The sequence below is a fragment of the Candidatus Tisiphia endosymbiont of Oplodontha viridula genome (assembly GCF_964264865.1).
In the GTDB taxonomy this organism is placed as follows: Bacteria; Pseudomonadota; Alphaproteobacteria; order Rickettsiales; family Rickettsiaceae; genus Tisiphia.
Map to the genome: position 1 here is coordinate 153,453 of NZ_OZ183486.1, position 18,294 is coordinate 171,746.

Sequence of the window (18,294 nt, forward strand, 5' to 3'; positions counted from 1 at the left end):
TAATATTTTAGTTCTAAAGTTATTTTAAACTAAAATTTTGACTATTTAAAGCATTTAATATTTTTTATTTTTAAAAAGGTGCGTATTTTTTAATCCTGTTGTAAAATTACATATTTATGATATAATGCAACCAATTCTAGATGAAGATTTAGTAGCCTTTCTAGGTACATGGTTCATAGTAGTTGTGATTGGTTTATTCTGATTTGACAGATTCTTTGTTAATTCTAATGCTTTGGACTTTAAATCTTTTTCTTTAGAAGTAGTTTTAGCACTTTTCTCAATAAAACAACTCTGTAGTGACTTGCCGGATGGTAGTTTGATGGCGTGGTTGAACTTAGTTAGTTGCTCATTAAATACTTTTACATCCACTCCCTCAACTGGCAACTGATCACGAGTTTGTTTTACTAATTTTACTAGTGCATCGATTTTAGGTTGCATAGATTTAGCAATTATTGGTTTATTTTCAGGTTTGACCTTATCAGCACAGTCCTGAGGTGTAAGTTGTAATGCTGCACCATACATGAGATCTCTCATATAAGGATCTTTCTCTACACCAACACCTTGTCTAAAACATTTAAACAAGGAGAGAGGAGCTTTTTCACTACCTAAAGTTAATGCAAACCAAAATTCCATAGCAGCCATTTTCCAACTTGCATCTATTTTGCTTTGTGGTGCATCCTGATCTTCCATGTCAGCAGCTAATCCATAATAATACTCTCCCCAACGGTGATGATGTTCAGACGTGAGTTTATTTTGTGATGGTGATTTTGCCATAATACTACCTATTATTTATCTTTAAATATTTTAATTCTGCTATAATATTACCAATCTCTTCCACCTATACCTTTGCTAGGATCTTTAGTCTTTGGGGTATTAAGATTTATAGAATTCATTCTTTGTAATTGAGTGTCCTTATTTTCTTTAGCACTTAATATTCCCATATGTTTCTCTAACTTATAATCAGAAATTATTTGTTTTGTATCTAACTCTTGTTGAGATGCTAGAACGGCTAGGTTTTCTGACGATAATGCACTTCTAGCTTTCGAAGGTAGCAAAGTAATAAAAGTTTGGGGCTGTTTTTCCGTTGGAGTTAACTTTTTAGCCATTTCCTCTGGAGTAACATCGTATATCTTATGAAATACTTCTTCCCAAAATTGTGCTGTATTTTCGTTACATCTATTGTTCTCAGCTAACTCTTTATTAAGACAAATATTGTAAGCATGTTGTTTTATTCCTTGCTTGTATGCTTTGTACTGATCTATTTTCTTATTAACTAAATTACGGTAACCTTCATGATGTTTTTTCTGATTAGCCAACAAGACTCTTTCCGGGTGATCCTCTGATAAATGCTTAACTTGTTCCTCACATTCCTCAATTTTCTTTATTTCATTAGAATGATGTTCTCGTTCTATTTTAGCTAGCTTTTTAGTTAGCCGCATGTGTTTACTACGAGCGTTTTCTTCTTTTATTTGTTCAGGTGTTTTACTAAATTTCTGCTTTTCTTCCTCAGTAAGTTCTCGACCTGCTTTTATAGCTTCAAAGATTTCGTGTAAACTTTCATTATCTTTCCTTTGCCTATTAAGAGAATCCTCATAAAAAGAATCAAAAGCTTTATAAATGCCTTGAACTTTATACTCTCTATCAATTCTTTCTTGTTCTTTTGCTAATCTTATGCCTTCATTGAAATCCACAACTTGGATTTGCTCAGTTGTTTCATAATAAAGAGTTTTACTTACTGCAGTTGCTATTAATTCCAGTATTCCAATATCTATCCCTAACTGACTAGCCATTAAAGCTAAACTACCAGAGTCAGCTATAATCAAAGCTAACTGCGTCCTTGAAGTGGCATTACGTACCCTCCCCTCAAGTTTTTCATACTCTTTTTTAATGAAATCCCTCTTAGAAGCATCATTATCTAAATCATTGGTCATTTTATATTTCACCATGTTATGGTTTGGTTAACTACTTATATTATTAAAACTAATACTAAATTATTAGTCAAGCATTCTTAAATTGTAACTATTATTAATTTTCTACTATTGTTTTTATTTATAAGCACTATGAATAGCAGCAACACCTAAAGTAAGATTCTTATAACTAACATCAGTAAAGCCGACATCCTTTAGCATAATTGCAAAGCTCTCCTGATCTGGGAATACATTAATACTTTCCACCAAATATTGATAAGCTGATTCATTGTTTGCTATAATTTTACCAATCTTAGGAATAATATTAAACGAATAAAATTGGTATAATTGCTTCAGACAATCGTATTCCATTTTAGAAAATTCTAAACATAAAAATTTACCCCCAGGCTTTAGTACTCGATATGCTTCTTTTAGGGCATTGTCAATTTTTGCCACATTCCTAATACCAAATGCTATAGTATAATAATCAAAACTATTATCAGGAAAAGGTAAGCTTTCTGCACCAGCAACGACATACTCTAATCCCTGTAATATATTACTATCAATAGCTTTGTGACGTGCTACCTCCAGCATATCATGATTTATATCACACATCGTCAGCTGCACTAATACATTTTTTACCGATGCTCGCTTTATTATTTTAAAAGCTATGTCACCTGTACCACTTGCCACATCCAATATATTTGATTTTAAATTGGGGATTTGCCTAACAAATTCATCTTTCCACAAACGATGTACTCCCAAACTCATTAAGTCATTCATTACATCATATTTATTAGCAACACTAGAAAAGATACCTTTAACTAAATCTCTTTTTTGATCAAAGCTCACTTTTGAGAAGCCAAAATTTACTTGATCAGATTGGTTATCATTATTTTGCATATTATTACTTAGTGCTAAGTTGCTTATGTGTTATATTATGTTATATTATGAATTATTAATAGTATTAAAATGTAAAAATGCCAGAACTTCCTGAGGTTGAAACATTAAAACGTTGCCTAGAACAGCGAATAGTAGGGGCTACCATCAATAAACTCGATAAGAGACGAGATGATATACGCTATAAATTAAGCGATCAGTTAGAGTCAAATGTAGAGTCAGCAAGAATTGTAGCTTTAAGGCGTAGGGCAAAATATTTGCTAATAGATTTGGATAATTATTATTCCATTATTGTACATCTTGGCATGACTGGTAGGCTGACCTTACAACCTAGTGATTATAGGCTACAAACGCATGATCACGTGGTTATATCTTTGACAAGTTGCGAGAAATTAGTTTTTAATGATCCACGACGTTTCGGGATGATTTATAGTACGCCAACAAACCTCGCCCAAGAAAAATTTTTACTAAATTTAGGTGTAGAACCTTTGTCAAATGATATGTCTGATGAGTATCTAAAAACAAAATTATTGAATCGCTCTGTTCCGATAAAAAATTTATTAATGGATAATCGGATTATTGTCGGTGTTGGTAATATATATGCTTCTGAAAGCCTTTTTATTGCTAAAATACACCCAAGCAGACTGGGTAGTAGTTTGTCAAACAAGGAAATAACTAATTTGGTATTAGCCATTAAAAATGTTTTAACAAAGGCAATATCAGCAGGAGGTACTACTCTCAAAGATTTTGTTAGCGGTGATAGTAAACCTGGTTACTTTCAACAAGAATTACAGGTCTATGCACGAGAAAATCAAAAATGCCTAAACTGCGAGGGAATAATAAGAAAAATAAAACAATCCGGCAGAACTAGTTTCTATTGTTCTATTTGCCAAGAATGAGAGCTATACCACTCGTAAATGAAGAGTTGATACAGGGCAGTTTAGAAGTTCCAACTAATGATAGAAAAGTTTGTTTTTTAAAATGCATAAATGTCTATTAGCGAGGAGCCGTAAAGCGGCGACGTGGCAATCCAAAAGTTGCAGTGGCAAAAAATAAAACAGCAAGCTTATATCTTAAAAACATGTTATAAGTAGTTGTAAGAGGGTGACTTGAAGCAATCTAGACTGAAATAGTCGTGAACAGAATAAGTACCCTCTATCGTTAAGTTTGCTTTGAACAAATTGCAGAAGGTACTGCAGTACAGTAGCCTTGCACAATAAGATGAAGGAGATTATACTATGAAAAAAATAATAGGTCTAGATGTAAGTAAAAAATGGCTTGATGTATGTATATATATTTCAAACAGTAAACCGAAATATCATCGTTTTGCAAATGATAATTTAGGTCATGAAGAGCTTATAAAATTAACAAAAGAGCAAAAAATTGAGCTAATAGTTTGCGAACCCACAGGAGGCTACGAGGATGAAATTTGCCAAAAATTATATAGTAATGAGCAACGGATTCATAAGGTAAATACCTATAGTTTTAATTCATTTAGTAAGTCAGTAAATTTTTGTAAAACGGACAAGCAAGATGCTTTTAAATTAGCGTATTACGGTGATAAGATGCAACTTACAGCAAATTATATACATCAAATTGAATCAGAAAATTTGAAGAGATATCAGCAAAGACGGGAAGATTTAGTATTGATGCTTAGTAATGAAAAAAAGAGGTTGCATAATAGTGTCGATGGTATTGACAAAGAAAGCATAGAAACATTGATGGGATGCTTACAAAAGGAAATATCTAAAATTGATGATAAATTAAATGAGATAATAGATGGATCAGAAGATCTACAAGAAAAAACAAAAATATTAGAAACTGTACCTGGCATTGGAAATGTCTAGCTAGTAAATTAATTAGTTTTTTACCTGAGTTGGGAAATAAAAATTATAGCGGCAACGAATTATCAGCTATGGTTGGAATAGCGCCATATGCTCGAGATAGTGGTAATAAACACGAAGATTCATTAGAGAAGGCAGAAAGATACCACGAGATGCACTATATATGGCAGTACTAACAGGTAAAAATGGCTTTCAATATTTAAAAGCTTTATATGACAGACTTATTAATAATTTTAAACCTAAAAAAGTTGCGACAGTAGCTTGTATGCGTAAATTACTGGAAGTTTGCCATAAGCTTATTCAACAAAAACGTGTATTTGTTGTTAATCAATAATATTTTTTATTTATATAAAATACAGATAAAAAATATTTAATTTTTTTAAAAAGATAATTGCTGTTTATTTGGATCGCCACGCCACTTTGTGGCTCGTGATGACAACTATTTATTTCTATAATTTAGTATTTTATATCATTAGTTGGGACTTTTAAACTGCCCTGAAAATCATAGAACAATAATTTTTTTTGTGCATGGTCGGAAAATATGTTAGACTAATAAATTAGTTAACCAGTGAATCAATTTATAAGTGGTTATAATGTAATATTAACATGAATAAAGAGGCATTTATGTATAAAAATTTTTATGTTGTAGGAGATAGTTTATCTGATAATGGAGCATTTGTTGGATCTTTGAATAGTATATTAAATGTAATAAAGGAAGAATTTCATTTTCTCAAGTGGGTTGACAAGATTTATTTTGCCCCTCCATTTTATCAATCCCGATCTTTTAGCAATGGTCCAATGGCAGTAGAATATGTAGCTGATAAGTTAGGAACAACAATGAAACCAGGGTGGAGTTTTAATATTACTCCAGCATTAAAACATTGGATCTTAGAGAAAAAATCTATAGAATTGGGTAGACCATTTGACGATTTAATAAAGCAAGGGGGAATAAAAGCTACAAATTATGATTTTAGTGAACAAATTGGTACTAATTATGCTGTTTCCAATGCTAGATGCTGTGCCTGATTTTTTATTATTTAATTACTTTCAGTTAAAAAACCAAGTCCGTACTTTAGTTAGACACCATCCCGATATTAGCACAGAAGATTTACTATTTGTTATGATTGGTGGCAATGATATTATGGCTGCTCTTTTTAATAAGAATCCGACTGCATTAGTTGATGAAAGTATAACAGAAATATGCAATGCTATTGAATTTTTAGCTACAAACAGTAGTCTACAATACATAGTAATAGCTAACGTTCTAGATATTGGCTTAATCCCAAGGTTTGTTAACACAGATTTACAAAAGCTAGCTACTAATTTATCACAAGATTTTAATCAAAAGTTAGTAGAGGCAATTAAAGACTTCAATAGGAAATTTCCTAAGATTAAAATAAAATTATTTGATATTGAAAGTATATTTAAGAGCTTAATTAGTGATTATGTAAAGAAAGGATACAATACTGAGCAGACTTGTGTTACAGATATTGCTGATCATCAAAATTTTATAGATTTGCTAGAATTATTATTGAAAGGTCGATTAGATGCTGCATATAACTGTGGCTGTAATGAAGAAAAAATTCTACAATATTTATTTTTTGATTTTTTTCATCCAACTAAGCTTCCACATCAAACTGTAGGAGATAGGTTATATAATTTTATTGTCTCAAGATGATTTTGTTATACTGCTCGTAAATGAAGGGTTGATAGACGATAGTATAACTTCAAGAAGAGCTAGGCAGTAGCAAAGTCGCACGGCGTAGCGTACATGAGTAGCAGAGCAGATTCGATCTTTGGTCACGGGAATCTTAATTCTTGAAGTTCTACCTAATTGTCATCGCGAGCCACAAAGTGGCGTGGCGATCCAAATAAACAGCTTACTGTTTTATTTTTTGCCACTGCAACTTTTGGATTGCCACGTCGCCGCTTTGCGGCTCCTCGCTAATAGACATTTATGCATTTTAAAAAACAAACCTTTCTATCATTAGTTGGGACTTTATAAATTACCCTGGACTATAATCTAAAAAATCCTGTTTTATTTGCCCGTGAAATTATATAGAATACACAATAAACTATGGTGTTTATTACCGTAATTATTGGGGTAATTGGTATGTCAAGATATAATGACACTACTAAGCCAAGGAAGTCTACAATTAAAGCTACGATAACTGAATTGATAATCATTTGTGCTGGATTACTAGAAATCATCCTAGCGGTCATAGCTGGAATCAGCAAAATACTAGTAACGAGTAATGCCCCAACAATCTTAATAGTCGAGAATACTGATAAAGATAACAGTAACAAAAATGCCAATTCAATCGTTCTTACTTTCACCCCCTTAATTTGTGCAATATCTCTATTAATGACAATTAGAATAATCTGGTTATAGAAATACCAAACGAAAGAAATAACGAATATAAGTATAATTGATAAGGTTAATATATCATTTAAAGAGGCAGATAAAATATCGCCAAATAATAGGTTAGTGATCTTAATCTGTAGTGGGTACATATAACCTACTACTAAGGCTAAAGATAACATAAAACTTGATATTAACATTACCACGCTACTACCACCTGACCTATGTTTTAACGTAAACACCAAGATAGCAAATATAATGGCAACAACTAGTCCTGAATAAACAACAGGCAAATGGACAAGGATACTAATACTTCCAGCAAGTAAACTTGCGTGCGAAAGACCATCACCAAAATAAATATATTTTTTCCATAAGCTTATACAACCAAGAGGAGCAAAAATTAGACTGATTAGAATTATAGTTAATATTATTATAGTCATTTTATACGATTTTTGGTAGATAATTTGAGAATAGCACTTAGCGCTTCATGATTTTTGTGGTATATTAGGAATGGATTCTATAACCAGTGAAGAAATATGTCTACAAAATCTTCTATTAATCAAATAGAACTAGAAAAGTTTAGTAAAATTTCTAGCAGGTGGTGGGAGGAAGATGGAGAATTTAAAATTCTTCATCAAATAAATCCTATTCGCCTTGGTTACATAATAGATAAGATAAAAGAGCATTTTAATATAGATGATGATGTAGTACTACCTTCAAAATTAGATATTTTAGACGTAGGATGTGGCGGGGGATTAATTACCTCTGCTCTCTATAAACTAAATGGCACAGTCACTGGCATAGATGCACTACAAAGTAATATAGATATTGCGATGAAGCATGCTGAAGAAGAAAATTTGAATATACAATATCTTAAATCAACTGCTGAGGAATTAGTATACTCAAATAGCAAACAGTATGATGTGGTACTATGTTTAGAAGTCATGGAACATATAGACAATCCTAGTGATTTTGTAAAAAACCTAGCTAGTTTAGTAAAACCAAATGGCATGATTATAATTTCAACAATTAACCGTACTGTCAAAGCTTATATGTTAGCTATTTTGATGGCAGAATACGTGCTTAGCTGGATACCAAAAAAAACCCATGACCATAGTAAATTTCTTAAACCATCTGAAATTTATTCTATGTTTAGTAAAAATAACATAGAGCTTAAAGAGCTTAAGGGCTTAACCTATAATATCGTCAATAGAAGTTGGCAGTTGAGTGATGATATAGAGGTAAATTATTTTGCTTATTTAACTAGACCTCTTGCAGAACTCGCTCTGAATTAACTTTAAACCTCAATTTCGGATTAATTTCATTAATCCGAAATTGGAATGAGAATGTAAACAATCAGGTTTAAAGCGGTTTGATGCCTGATTGTTAAATATTTCATTTGCTAATAATCTTATTTTTATATCAATAAAAATAAGATTATTAGCGATAATAGATTAAAATGCATTCGTAGCAGCCGCTTCAAGAATGCATTTTTCTGAAGAACTTAAATTATTCTAGCCAGTTTTGGATTAAAATTTTTAATTTTAATCCAAAACTGAGGTTATAAAGGAAATACTATGACTACAATTACTAGATTCGCCCCCTCCCCTACTGGCTTCTTGCATATTGGTGGGGCAAGGACAGCATTGTTTAATTATTTATTTGCCAAACACCATAATGGCAAATTTTTACTGCGAATTGAAGATACTGATAAAACAAGATCAACCGAAGATGCAGTAGATGCTATATTTTCCGGTTTGAAATGGCTTGGTTTAGACTGGGACGGTGAAGTGGTTTTTCAGTCTAAAAGAAATGATTTATACAAAAAAGCAGCTCTGAAATTACTAGATGAAGGAAAAGCTTATTATTGTTTTACGCCTCAAGAAGAAATAGATCGACAGCGAGATAATGCTATAGCTAATAAACAACATTTTTTATTTCAAAGCCCTTGGCGAGATGCTGATCCTTCTAACTTTTCAAAAGGTTACCAATCCACAGAACCAGTGATTAGGCTGAAAGCTCCAAGAACTGGCTATACAACTATCCATGATGCTTTACAAGGGGATGTTACTATTGAAAACTCCCACCTAGATGATATGGTGCTGTTACGTAGTGATGGAAGTAGCACCTATATGTTGGCGGTAGTAGTGGACGACCACGATATGCAGATTACCCATATTATCAGGGGGGATGACCATTTAACTAACGCTGCTCGCCAAATCCTACTTTATCAAGCCTTTGGTTGGCATGTACCACATATGGTACATATACCGTTAATACATGGTGATGACGGGGCAAAATTATCTAAAAGACATGGAGCTCTTGGAATAAAAGCATACCAAGATATGGGATATTTACCCGAGAGCTTGTGTAATTATTTACTAAGGTTAGGATGGAGTCACAAAGATGATGAGATTATTTCAAGACAACAAGCTATAGAATGGTTTGACCTTGAAGGACTTGGCAAATCACCTGCTCGTCTTGATTTTGCCAAAATGGATAATTTAAACGCTCATTATCTACGTCAGCTTGATACTACGCTATTAACAAAAATGATTTGTGAGAGTTTGCAAAAAACTTATAAAATTACCACGAAAGAAACGGACTATATTAAGCAAGCAATGCCAAACTTGAAGATAAGAAGCACAAATTTAGTCGAATTAGCTAAACTAGCCAAGATTTACTTGATTAACGTTCCTATTATCTACTCTGAGGAAGCCAAAGAGATAATCAAGAATTGTGATAAAAATTTGCTAGAGCAAGTTATTGAGGAATTAGAGAATTTACAAAATTTTGATAAAGAGTCAATTCAAATAAAATTTAAAGAAATAGCCAAGAATAATAATATTAAACTTGCAGATATCATGCAATCCATTAGATCTCTAATAACAGGCATGACTGCTTCCCCAAGTATTTTTGAAATTATCGCCATAATTGGTAAAGAAAATGCTATTGCTAGGTTGAAATGTACTCAAATGATTTAATAGATTTAAATGATCCTATGAATGAGAACAATAAACAAGCGATGAGCAGGCTAGGCGTACATGAAGTGCGTGAGTACGCGAATTCCCAGCAAGCATTTGCGAGAACTAATTTAGAGAATCACTTAAATATATTTCACAACCTAGTTGGAACATATGCTATTACAAGAATTTTAGGCAATTATGGTACAGCTAAAGGAATCGCTTACTTTATAGAAGATAAAGAACATATATATTTACCTCATTCACGTATATTATATAGAGAGGAGCTTGATGTTGAATATTATGGTAATACCAATAGGGTGAAAGCTTTTAAGGAGTATCTATACTCTCTAGAGCAAAACAAAATTGTTAAATATTTTGTTAATGAAAATAACAATGCTTTATTTTACCAATTACATTTTATCTCTAATACTCCTTTTCAGGATAAAGTTCAGGCTAAAGGTACACATCAATGCAACTTGGATTTTTATCAAGCTAATTACACATTCTTGAATAAGAATTCTTTTGAACTGAGTTATAAAGTTTTAGGTCCTAACAAAAACTATACGATAAAAACTAGTTTTACTAGAATATCCTGAATTCGATATAACATTGCCGTACCTTCGATGCCCCCACCCCACAACTGTTGAAAGTTAAAAAATCGTCATTGCGAAGCAGCACTGTTGTAAGGCTTAAATCGTCATTGCGAGAAGCCGCTGCAAGCGGCGACGCGGCAATCCAAAAGTTGCAGTGGCAAAAAATAAAACAGCAAGCTTATATCTTAAAAACATGTTATAAGTAGTTGTAAGAGGGTGACTTGAAGCAAGCTAGACTGAAATAGTCGTGAACAGAATAAGTACCCTCTATCGTTAAGTTTGCTTTGAACAAATTGCAGAAGGTACTGCAGTACAGTAGCCTTGCACAATAAGATGAAGGAGATTATACTATGAAAAAAATAATAGGTCTAGATGTAAGTAAAAAATGGCTTGATGTATGTATATATATTTCAAACAGTAAACCGGAATATCATCGTTTTGCAAATGATAATTTAGGTCATGAAGAGCTTATAAAATTAACAAAAGAGCAAAAAATTGAGCTAATAGTGTGCGAACCCACAGGAGGCTACGAGGATGAAATTTGCCAAAAATTATATAGTAATGAGCAACGGATTCATAAGGTAAATACCTATAGTTTTAATTCATTTAGTAAGTCAGTAAATTTTTGTAAAACGGACAAGCAAGATGCTTTTAAATTAGCGTATTACGGTGATAAGATGCAACTTACAGCAAATTATATACATCAAATTGAATCAGAAAATTTGAAGAGATATCAGCAAAGACGGGAAGATTTAGTATTGATGCTTAGTAATGAAAAAAAGAGGTTGCATAATAGTGTCGATGGTATTGACAAAGAAAGCATAGAAACATTGATGGGATGCTTACAAAAGGAAATATCTAAAATTGATGATAAATTAAATGAGATAATAGATGGATCAGAAGAACTACAAGAAAAAACAAAAATATTAGAAACTGTACCTGGCATTGGCAAATATCTAGCTAGTAAATTAATTAGTTTTTTACCTGAGTTGGGAAATAAAAATTATAGCGGCAACGAATTATCAGCTATGGTTGGAATAATGCCATATGCTCGAGATAGTGGTAATAAACAAGGTCGAAGATTCATTAGAGGAGGCAGAAAGATACCACGAGATGCACTATATATGGCAGTACTAACAGGTAAAAATGGCTTTCAATATTTAAAAGCTTTATATGACAGACTTATTAATAATTTTAAACCTAAACAAGTTGCGACAGTAGCTTGTATGCGTAAATTACTGGAAGTTTGCCATAAGCTTATTCAACAAAAACGTGTATTTGTTGTTAATCAATAATATTTTTTATTTATATAAAATACAGATAAAAAATATTTAATTTTTTTAAAAAGATAATTGCTGTTTATTTGGATCGCCACGCCACTTTGTGGCTCGCGATGACAACTATTTATTTCTATAATTTAGTATTTTCTATCATTAGTTGGGATTTTTAAACTGCCCTGAGTAACTACAACTGTAATACTAGTTTCTTCTATCACCAAAGAATCTTAGAAGATGTAAGAACAAATTAATAAAGTCTAAATACAAATTAAAAGCGGCCATTATGGACATTTTTTGTCCTAACTCTCCACCTCCAGACATAAAATACATAGACTTAATTTTTTGAGTATCCCATGCAATAATACCCATAAATATACCAACCCCAATGAGAGACGTTGCAAAATATATAGCTGAGCTTTGTAAAAACATGTTGACTAGCGACACAATGATAAGACCAAATAACCCCATGATAAGAAATGAACCCATTGATGTCAAATCCCTATTGGTAGTATACCCATAAAGGCTCATTGCACCAAAAACAGATGAACAAATAAAGAAAGTTCGAGCAATTGACTCTCCTGTATAGATAAACCCAAGAGATGCCAAAGACATACCAGTTAAAGCAGCATAAACCCAAAACAATACTTTAGTAGTATCTAGACTCATCCTACCAAATCCCATAAAAAAGTACAAAGCAATTCCCACGGGAGAAATCATTACCAACGTTCCCAAACCGGTATAGCCCATGAACTGTCCATTTGCTTCAACTTGAAATAAAAGCCTAGTTAATGGCTCAAATGATATAGTAGCAAAAGCCATTACTCCAGTTAGCACAAGAGCTAAAGCCATATAATTATAGACTTTCAGCATGTATTCTCTCAGTCCGACATCATATGTTTTCTGAGTAGCAGTAAAAGTCTTTGTGTAATCAATCATAAGAAACCCCATGAATCATGTTATTATTTATACTATAATAGTATAAGCTTCATACCTTTTCTTTTCAAGAAGAAAATTGTGAAATATTTATTTAAATTTTATAATTTAGTTTCCTAGATTAATATTTATTATTCACTAACACTATCAGAATTATTAGCATTACCAGCAAGTTTCAGCTCATGTATCTTGCCATCCGCTGCATTCATTTCGTTCCAAATAGAAATATTATAAATTTTAGTACTTTCAGCATTATTATTAGTACTTCTATTTTTAGGTAAATTATCTTCATTATCTTCCAAGTCAGCTAGATAACCCTTGTCTATATCATCTTTTATCTTTTTAGTTTTTTTGGGCATACAATACTCTTATGTCAAATGTAAGATTTATAAAATTAAAAGTAGATATCGATCCTATGAGTTTTTATTAAGTTATCTTTTAAAACCACTAGATTGCCCATGTTTTTTGCCTGTATTGGGTGTATTGGGTGTAGCATTACTTTGAGATGGGGAAGCCATATGTGGAAACATAGTTTTTCCCAGCTTTTTTGCCTCTGCTTGCATTTTTGGGTTATCTTTATGTTCTAGTGTAGCTTTTTTAGGAGTAACGGACGATAATCTAGCTGTTGTTGGTACATCTTGATCATGAACAATTGTCCTAGTTAGTAGGGGGTCATCATTACCTAAAATTGTCATCGTTAGTGGGTCAAAATGATCTCCAGTTATTGTACGCATTTCTGCCCCTTCTTCTAGACTAGGAGTAAGTGTGTCTACGAGATTATACTCTCGTAGATTTCTTTCCTGCATTCTCTGTGCTAGATTAGGCGAATTTGGAATATCATTAAGCTGTGCATACGCTCCTTTCACGCCTTCATTACCTGCTACTGATGTCAAAAATGATTCTGTTACATTCTGAGCAGTAGCATTCTCTAATGACAGAGCGTCTACTCCTACTGTTGTGTTGAACCATTTCTCATCTAGTGGAGGTAGCTCGCCTTGTTGCACTGCTTTTGATTCTTTTGCTGATTTATGATTGGAAAGAAAAGTTTTTAGATCAGGATTATAAACCTGGTCTTGCATTGGCTTTCCGTTTGCATCAAGAGTATTCAGGTCAAATAAGTAAGGTTTATTAGAGTTTGTCACTAAGTCCTTAAAAAGATCTTTCCACTTGGGATGTGGTACAATACATTCCCAAACTAGTTTATTAAATTCTTTCTGACTTTCTTTATCAAAACCATTGGAATCTCTAATTTTAATTATAGTATCAAATAATTTTTGAGCATACACTTCTATCTCATTTGAATCTTTCTCCTTTGTATCCTTATCCACACAGTTAATTGAGTGTACGTTGTCGCTGTATTGTAACGCTCTTGCAAAACGTGCAACAGCTTCTTCTGGAATATAAGCAGAAGCTAAAGAAATATTAGTAGTGTTTCGATTAAGAAGAGATGATGGTAAATGTAACAGACCGTCTGTTCCAATTTTGTTACTATCTAAATTTATATCAATAATAGTAGAATTATTAGCAAGAAGTGTTGCAACTTTTTTAGCTCCTTCATTTCCTAGATCATTATTCGATAGATCAAGATCAGTAACAGTTTTATTATGATCAAAAGCGGATGACAAAGCTCTCATGCCCTCACTTCCAATTTGGTTATTACTTAAATCTAGATGCCTAAGCTCAGTACTATTCTGAATAATGCCTGCAACTACCTTGGCTCCGTTATCTCCCAAATTGTTACTAGATAAATCAAGCTCGGAAATTGGATTTTCTATAATAGCCTCTAATATCTCTTTGTCCAATTGAACCTTACTATTAGATAAATCAAGAGCATCGACATTCTTTTTTCTTAGCTGTGTCATTAATTTTGCTTTTTCTTTAGGATTTGTAAGGTCTATGTTCTTGTAACTAACAGAAACTGGTTTTGGTTTGAATATATTTTTCATAAGAAACTTTAATTAATTAAAATTAACTATAATTCACTATGCTTCTTATCACTTTGTCAAGATTAAAGTAACAAATACGACAAGGATAATTTAGGTTGTGTGAACATTTCTATCTAATGGTCTTATAGATCGTTATTTCCGTTCTCGAATTCATAACGGAATTTAATCCAAGGCAATTTAGTTATTTACATGATACAAAGATATTGCTATTTTGTCTACAAAACTTAAAAAAATATGATTTAATTTTTAGGGATTTAATAGACTTCCTGCAAAATTCGCTTTTGCTGAGGAATTTGTAGGAGACACGGAACCTCGACCCACAGCGTACTCAAATGTACGTGAGGATTTGAGTACCGGATCGACGTACAAATTACCAGCAAAAGTAGAATTCTGCAGGAAGTCTAATGCCTCTGTGGTGGAATGGTAGACACGGTAGACTCAAAATCTACAGCTCAAAAGGCGTGCTGGTTCAAGTCCGGCCAGAGGTACCATCGTATAATACCATTTCCCAAAACTAAATTGCTACTCGGAGTACGAGTGTCGAGTACCGGAGCGGAGATCATGAAGTACGATGACGTGATGATTAGTTTTCAGAAATGGTATAACTTCAAGAAGAGCTAGCTGTGCGTACATGAGTAACGAAGCAGCTGAAATTTTTAGGTCGCGGAAACCTTAATTCTTGAAGGTCTAGCTGAGTATATATACAGAAACAATATTTAGGCAATGAAGGTTAGTTACATCCAATGAGTACACATAACAATATTAATGACGTTGTAGAAATTACAGCACAAAGTGGTTCATCAATTTTCTCTATGATATCATCCACTGATATTATAGGAAAATCTGTTATGATAATTTTGGTAATTGCTTCAATTTGGGCATGGACAATAATTATAGATAAAATAGTTCATTTAGTTCAAATAAGAAAGAGAATTGCAGCTTTTGAAGCTACTTTTTGGTCTGGAGCAGTTTTAGATCAGTTATATGAAACTATTAAAAGAACAATGAATAATCCTCTTGCCGCAGTTTTTGTAGCAGCTATGAACGAATGTAAACGCCAAAATCCTAACAACCTCACTGATGCACTTAAAATTAGCCATAAAGAGCGAATAATACAATCTATGTACTTGATAAGGAATCGTGAACTTGAAAGATTAGAGCAAAATTTAGGTTTTTTGGCAACTGTTGCTTCTAGTACACCATTTATAGGGTTATTTGGTACTGTTTGGGGGATTATGCATAGTTTTCAATCTATTGCAGCATCAAAAAATACCTCACTTGCTATCGTAGCTCCTGGCATTGCAGAAGCTCTACTTGCCACGGCAATAGGTCTATTTGCAGCAATTCCGGCGGTAATTTTTTATAACTACCTTTCTTCACAAATAATTAAGATTAATAACAAAATTGATGATTTCATTAATGAGCTTAGTTCTATACTATCAAGAGCCATAGATGAAGGAAAAATGTAATGGCTATACAATTACCAAATTCAAACAATCAAAGATCTAGACGTAATTTAGTCAGTGAGATCAACGTTACACCACTCGTTGACGTCATGTTAGTGCTATTGATCATCTTTATGATAACCTCTCCAATGCTAGTGTCCGGTATTAATGTTGATTTACCAGAAACAACTTCTAGCCCACTGTCAGGACAAGATGAACCGTTAGTGATTAGTATTAACAATAAAGGAGAATTATATTTATTGGAATCTAAAATAGAGAGACAAAATTTAGCTACTAAGCTAACTAATATTACAAAAGAAAAAAAAGATATTAGAATCTTTGTAAGAGGCGACAAAAATGTGCCATATGGCAAGGTAGTTAGCGTTGTATCTGAAATCCATGCAGCAGGCTTTTCTAAGGTAGCACTAGTTTCAAATATTAAATATAATGAAAAATAATAATATAAATAATAATATTTTTTCTATTTCTTTTATTTGCTCCGCAGTACTTCATTTACTAATAATATATTTCTTCTTATTTGGTCTTCCATCATTATTTAAAAAATCTCCTGAAGAACAAGTAATAGTTTTTGAAATGTTACCAATTAATAGTAAATCTAATGTACCCAATAAGATAAAACAGTCTGAAAAAGCTATAGAAAATCAAGATACAAAAAAAGTAGAACAAAGCAAACCTAATGATACAGAAGAGCAGAAACCTTTAGAGAAACTTCTAGAAGAAAAGAAACCTCTTGAAGACAAGCTTTCTATCGAGGAAAAGAAGGTTATAGATACAAAACCTATAGAAGAGAAGAAACCTATAGAAGATAAAAAGCCTGTAGAAACAAAGAAGCCACTCGAGAAAAAAAAGAAAATTCCTAATAAAAGTGACTTAGATTCTTTGCTTAAAAATTTAGAACAATCATCTGAAGGGTCGAGTGCAAAATCAAATAAACAAGCTAGGTCCAAAGAAAATAAAGAAACCCAAGAATCAAAAGGTCCTTACGATGAAACATTGCCTCTTTCCATCAGTGAAATATCTTTAATTAAACAACAAATAGAGAGAGTATGGAGCAAACCTATTGGGATACAAAACCTTGAGCAGCTACGGGTAACTTTGTATATAGCTTTAAATCAAGATGGTAGTGTCAAAGAAGTAAAAGTTAAAGAAACAATATGCCCAAACATAACAAAAATAGCTTGTGACGCTCTATCTGACAGTGCAATGAGGGCAGTATGGCAAGCAAGTCCTATTAATAATCTAGACCCTAAGCGTTACAATAGCTGGAAAGAATTTAATTTTCTTTTTGATCCAAGTATGTAAAATATTATAGTACATTTTTTGTGTAATCGTCATCGCGAGGCACCTTTAGGTGCCGTGGCGATCTAGTGAAGTGAAGCGTAATATTGCATAAAGATTGCCACGTCGCTGCTGTCGCAGCTCCTCGCAATGACGATTGTGGTGTCTATAGGTGCATCGCGATGACGATTACACAAAAAATGTAGGGTATTATGGTAAAATATTTGCATAATTATTATATTTTTCAAGATTTATACTTAGTGCTAGTCAAATTTCCTCTATATTAGTATTAATTTTCGGATTTGGGATTAGGATAAAACCAAATAAAGAGTACGGTAAATAATAAAGATAGGTTTAGTAGTAAATTCCATTCTGTCATAGATATATCAAATAATTTAACTGCCGGTTTTGTACAAGTTGCAATAGGTTGGCTATAAAATATTTCTTTAATATCTTGGATGGATAAGTGCTTTGGAATATGGATTAAAGTTGAACAAAGACTACTTGGTTCAAATATCCCTCTTTCCACTCCACTATGATAGCCTGCTAATATGCAAGCACCTAATAAGTTTAGAACGATAAAAAATAAAGTATATTTGCTTATTTTCTTGATAAGAATCGCTACAACTGAAATCTTGATTATAAATAAATATGGAAATCTTTGATAAATACACAAAGGACAAGGTGAAAAATGTAATATATATTCGACAAAATAAGCCAAAGATAAGGCAAAGATGCACGTACACACTAGGGTTATATGTAAAACTCTAAAACTATCTTTGCGAAGAAAATGTACAATAGAAGAAACTAGCATAAGTAAAT

At 32.6% G+C, this 18,294-nt stretch carries 20 protein-coding genes and 1 tRNA gene; 13 read left to right on the plus strand and 8 right to left on the minus strand.

The genetic code is table 11. From position 1 onward, the window contains the following. Positions 1 to 114: 114 nt before the first annotated feature. The 3 genes from ACFEL1_RS00770 to ubiE form a co-directional block, all read right to left on the minus strand. Positions 115 to 774 carry a hypothetical protein gene (locus tag ACFEL1_RS00770; RefSeq protein ID WP_342278522.1) on the minus strand — a complete coding sequence of 220 codons (660 nt, stop codon included), beginning with the start codon at positions 772 to 774 and terminating at the stop codon, positions 115 to 117. A gap of 47 nt (positions 775 to 821) precedes the next feature. Next, the gene (locus tag ACFEL1_RS00775) at positions 822 to 1,931 is read right to left on the minus strand and encodes a hypothetical protein (RefSeq protein WP_375331142.1); all 1,110 of its coding nucleotides are present in this window, start codon (positions 1,929 to 1,931) and stop codon (positions 822 to 824) included. A 114-nt stretch (positions 1,932 to 2,045) separates the two neighbouring features. Then, positions 2,046 to 2,810 carry a bifunctional demethylmenaquinone methyltransferase/2-methoxy-6-polyprenyl-1,4-benzoquinol methylase UbiE gene (ubiE, locus tag ACFEL1_RS00780; RefSeq protein ID WP_375331143.1) on the minus strand — a complete coding sequence of 255 codons (765 nt, stop codon included), beginning with the start codon at positions 2,808 to 2,810 and terminating at the stop codon, positions 2,046 to 2,048. A 77-nt stretch (positions 2,811 to 2,887) separates the two neighbouring features. On the opposite strand from ubiE, the gene mutM reads away from it, so the two are divergent. From mutM to ACFEL1_RS00805, 5 genes are all read left to right on the plus strand, one after another. Further along, the gene (gene mutM / locus ACFEL1_RS00785; RefSeq protein WP_341763322.1) at positions 2,888 to 3,706 is read left to right on the plus strand and encodes a bifunctional DNA-formamidopyrimidine glycosylase/DNA-(apurinic or apyrimidinic site) lyase; all 819 of its coding nucleotides are present in this window, start codon (positions 2,888 to 2,890) and stop codon (positions 3,704 to 3,706) included. Between the two features lie 339 nt (positions 3,707 to 4,045). Beyond that, a complete protein-coding gene (locus ACFEL1_RS00790) occupies positions 4,046 to 4,654 on the plus strand; it encodes an IS110 family transposase (protein ID WP_375331144.1) in 609 nt (202 codons plus the stop codon). A 160-nt stretch (positions 4,655 to 4,814) separates the two neighbouring features. Further along, positions 4,815 to 4,985: a hypothetical protein gene (locus ACFEL1_RS00795; RefSeq protein ID WP_341762807.1), complete on the plus strand. Its 171-nt coding sequence runs from the start codon at positions 4,815 to 4,817 to the stop codon at positions 4,983 to 4,985. 272 nt (positions 4,986 to 5,257) lie between these two features. After that, a complete protein-coding gene (locus tag ACFEL1_RS00800; protein ID WP_375331145.1) occupies positions 5,258 to 5,677 on the plus strand; it encodes a hypothetical protein in 420 nt (139 codons plus the stop codon). Further along, positions 5,646 to 6,329 carry an SGNH/GDSL hydrolase family protein gene (locus ACFEL1_RS00805; protein WP_375331146.1) on the plus strand — a complete coding sequence of 228 codons (684 nt, stop codon included), beginning with the start codon at positions 5,646 to 5,648 and terminating at the stop codon, positions 6,327 to 6,329. The genes ACFEL1_RS00800 and ACFEL1_RS00805 overlap by 32 nt, the downstream gene beginning before the upstream one ends. Positions 6,330 to 6,667: 338 nt before the next feature. On the opposite strand, the gene ACFEL1_RS00810 is transcribed toward ACFEL1_RS00805, so the two are convergent. Beyond that, positions 6,668 to 7,453: a metal ABC transporter permease gene (locus ACFEL1_RS00810; protein WP_341763320.1), complete on the minus strand. Its 786-nt coding sequence runs from the start codon at positions 7,451 to 7,453 to the stop codon at positions 6,668 to 6,670. Between the two features lie 96 nt (positions 7,454 to 7,549). Here ACFEL1_RS00810 and ubiG point away from each other — a divergent pair, with 96 nt between their 5' ends. The 4 genes from ubiG (at position 7,550) to ACFEL1_RS00830 (ending at position 11,867) form a co-directional block, all read left to right on the plus strand. Beyond that, on the plus strand, positions 7,550 to 8,308 hold the full coding sequence (gene ubiG, locus ACFEL1_RS00815) for a bifunctional 2-polyprenyl-6-hydroxyphenol methylase/3-demethylubiquinol 3-O-methyltransferase UbiG (RefSeq protein WP_342278530.1): 759 nt from the start codon (positions 7,550 to 7,552) through the stop codon (positions 8,306 to 8,308). A 282-nt stretch (positions 8,309 to 8,590) separates the two neighbouring features. Beyond that, a complete protein-coding gene (gene gltX, locus ACFEL1_RS00820) occupies positions 8,591 to 9,997 on the plus strand; it encodes a glutamate--tRNA ligase (protein ID WP_375331147.1) in 1,407 nt (468 codons plus the stop codon). Then, a complete protein-coding gene (locus ACFEL1_RS00825) occupies positions 9,979 to 10,575 on the plus strand; it encodes a DUF6314 family protein (protein ID WP_342278532.1) in 597 nt (198 codons plus the stop codon). Before gltX ends, ACFEL1_RS00825 begins: the two co-directional genes overlap by 19 nt. 347 nt (positions 10,576 to 10,922) lie before the next feature. After that, the gene (locus tag ACFEL1_RS00830; protein WP_375331148.1) at positions 10,923 to 11,867 is read left to right on the plus strand and encodes an IS110 family transposase; all 945 of its coding nucleotides are present in this window, start codon (positions 10,923 to 10,925) and stop codon (positions 11,865 to 11,867) included. A 183-nt stretch (positions 11,868 to 12,050) separates the two neighbouring features. On the opposite strand, the gene ACFEL1_RS00835 is transcribed toward ACFEL1_RS00830, so the two are convergent. The 3 genes from ACFEL1_RS00835 to ACFEL1_RS00845 form a co-directional block, all read right to left on the minus strand. Beyond that, positions 12,051 to 12,785: a Bax inhibitor-1/YccA family protein gene (locus tag ACFEL1_RS00835; protein WP_375331149.1), complete on the minus strand. Its 735-nt coding sequence runs from the start codon at positions 12,783 to 12,785 to the stop codon at positions 12,051 to 12,053. Positions 12,786 to 12,913: 128 nt separating this feature from the next. After that, a complete protein-coding gene (locus ACFEL1_RS00840; RefSeq protein ID WP_342278533.1) occupies positions 12,914 to 13,141 on the minus strand; it encodes a hypothetical protein in 228 nt (75 codons plus the stop codon). Between the two features lie 72 nt (positions 13,142 to 13,213). After that, entirely contained in the window at positions 13,214 to 14,728 is a 1,515-nt protein-coding gene (locus tag ACFEL1_RS00845) for a hypothetical protein (RefSeq protein ID WP_375331150.1), read from the minus strand. 406 nt (positions 14,729 to 15,134) lie between these two features. On the opposite strand from ACFEL1_RS00845, the gene ACFEL1_RS00855 reads away from it, so the two are divergent. The 4 genes from ACFEL1_RS00855 to ACFEL1_RS00870 all read left to right on the plus strand — a co-directional run bounded on the left by ACFEL1_RS00855 (position 15,135) and on the right by ACFEL1_RS00870 (position 17,496). Beyond that, positions 15,135 to 15,219 (plus strand) — tRNA-Leu (locus ACFEL1_RS00855). 252 nt (positions 15,220 to 15,471) lie between these two features. Beyond that, positions 15,472 to 16,197 (plus strand): protein TolQ, encoded by a 726-nt coding sequence (tolQ, locus tag ACFEL1_RS00860; RefSeq protein WP_341760935.1) that lies wholly within the window; start codon positions 15,472 to 15,474, stop codon positions 16,195 to 16,197. Next, positions 16,197 to 16,631, plus strand: coding sequence for a protein TolR (tolR, locus tag ACFEL1_RS00865; protein ID WP_375331151.1), 435 nt, complete (start codon positions 16,197 to 16,199; stop codon positions 16,629 to 16,631). The genes tolQ and tolR overlap by 1 nt, the downstream gene beginning before the upstream one ends. Continuing rightward, complete coding sequence (locus ACFEL1_RS00870; protein WP_375331152.1) at positions 16,621 to 17,496, plus strand: energy transducer TonB; 876 nt, start codon at positions 16,621 to 16,623, stop codon at positions 17,494 to 17,496. Before tolR ends, ACFEL1_RS00870 begins: the two co-directional genes overlap by 11 nt. A 265-nt stretch (positions 17,497 to 17,761) precedes the next feature. On the opposite strand, the gene ACFEL1_RS00875 is transcribed toward ACFEL1_RS00870, so the two are convergent. Beyond that, positions 17,762 to 18,286 carry a disulfide bond formation protein B gene (locus tag ACFEL1_RS00875; RefSeq protein ID WP_341763314.1) on the minus strand — a complete coding sequence of 175 codons (525 nt, stop codon included), beginning with the start codon at positions 18,284 to 18,286 and terminating at the stop codon, positions 17,762 to 17,764. Between the last annotated feature and the right edge of the window lie 8 nt (positions 18,287 to 18,294).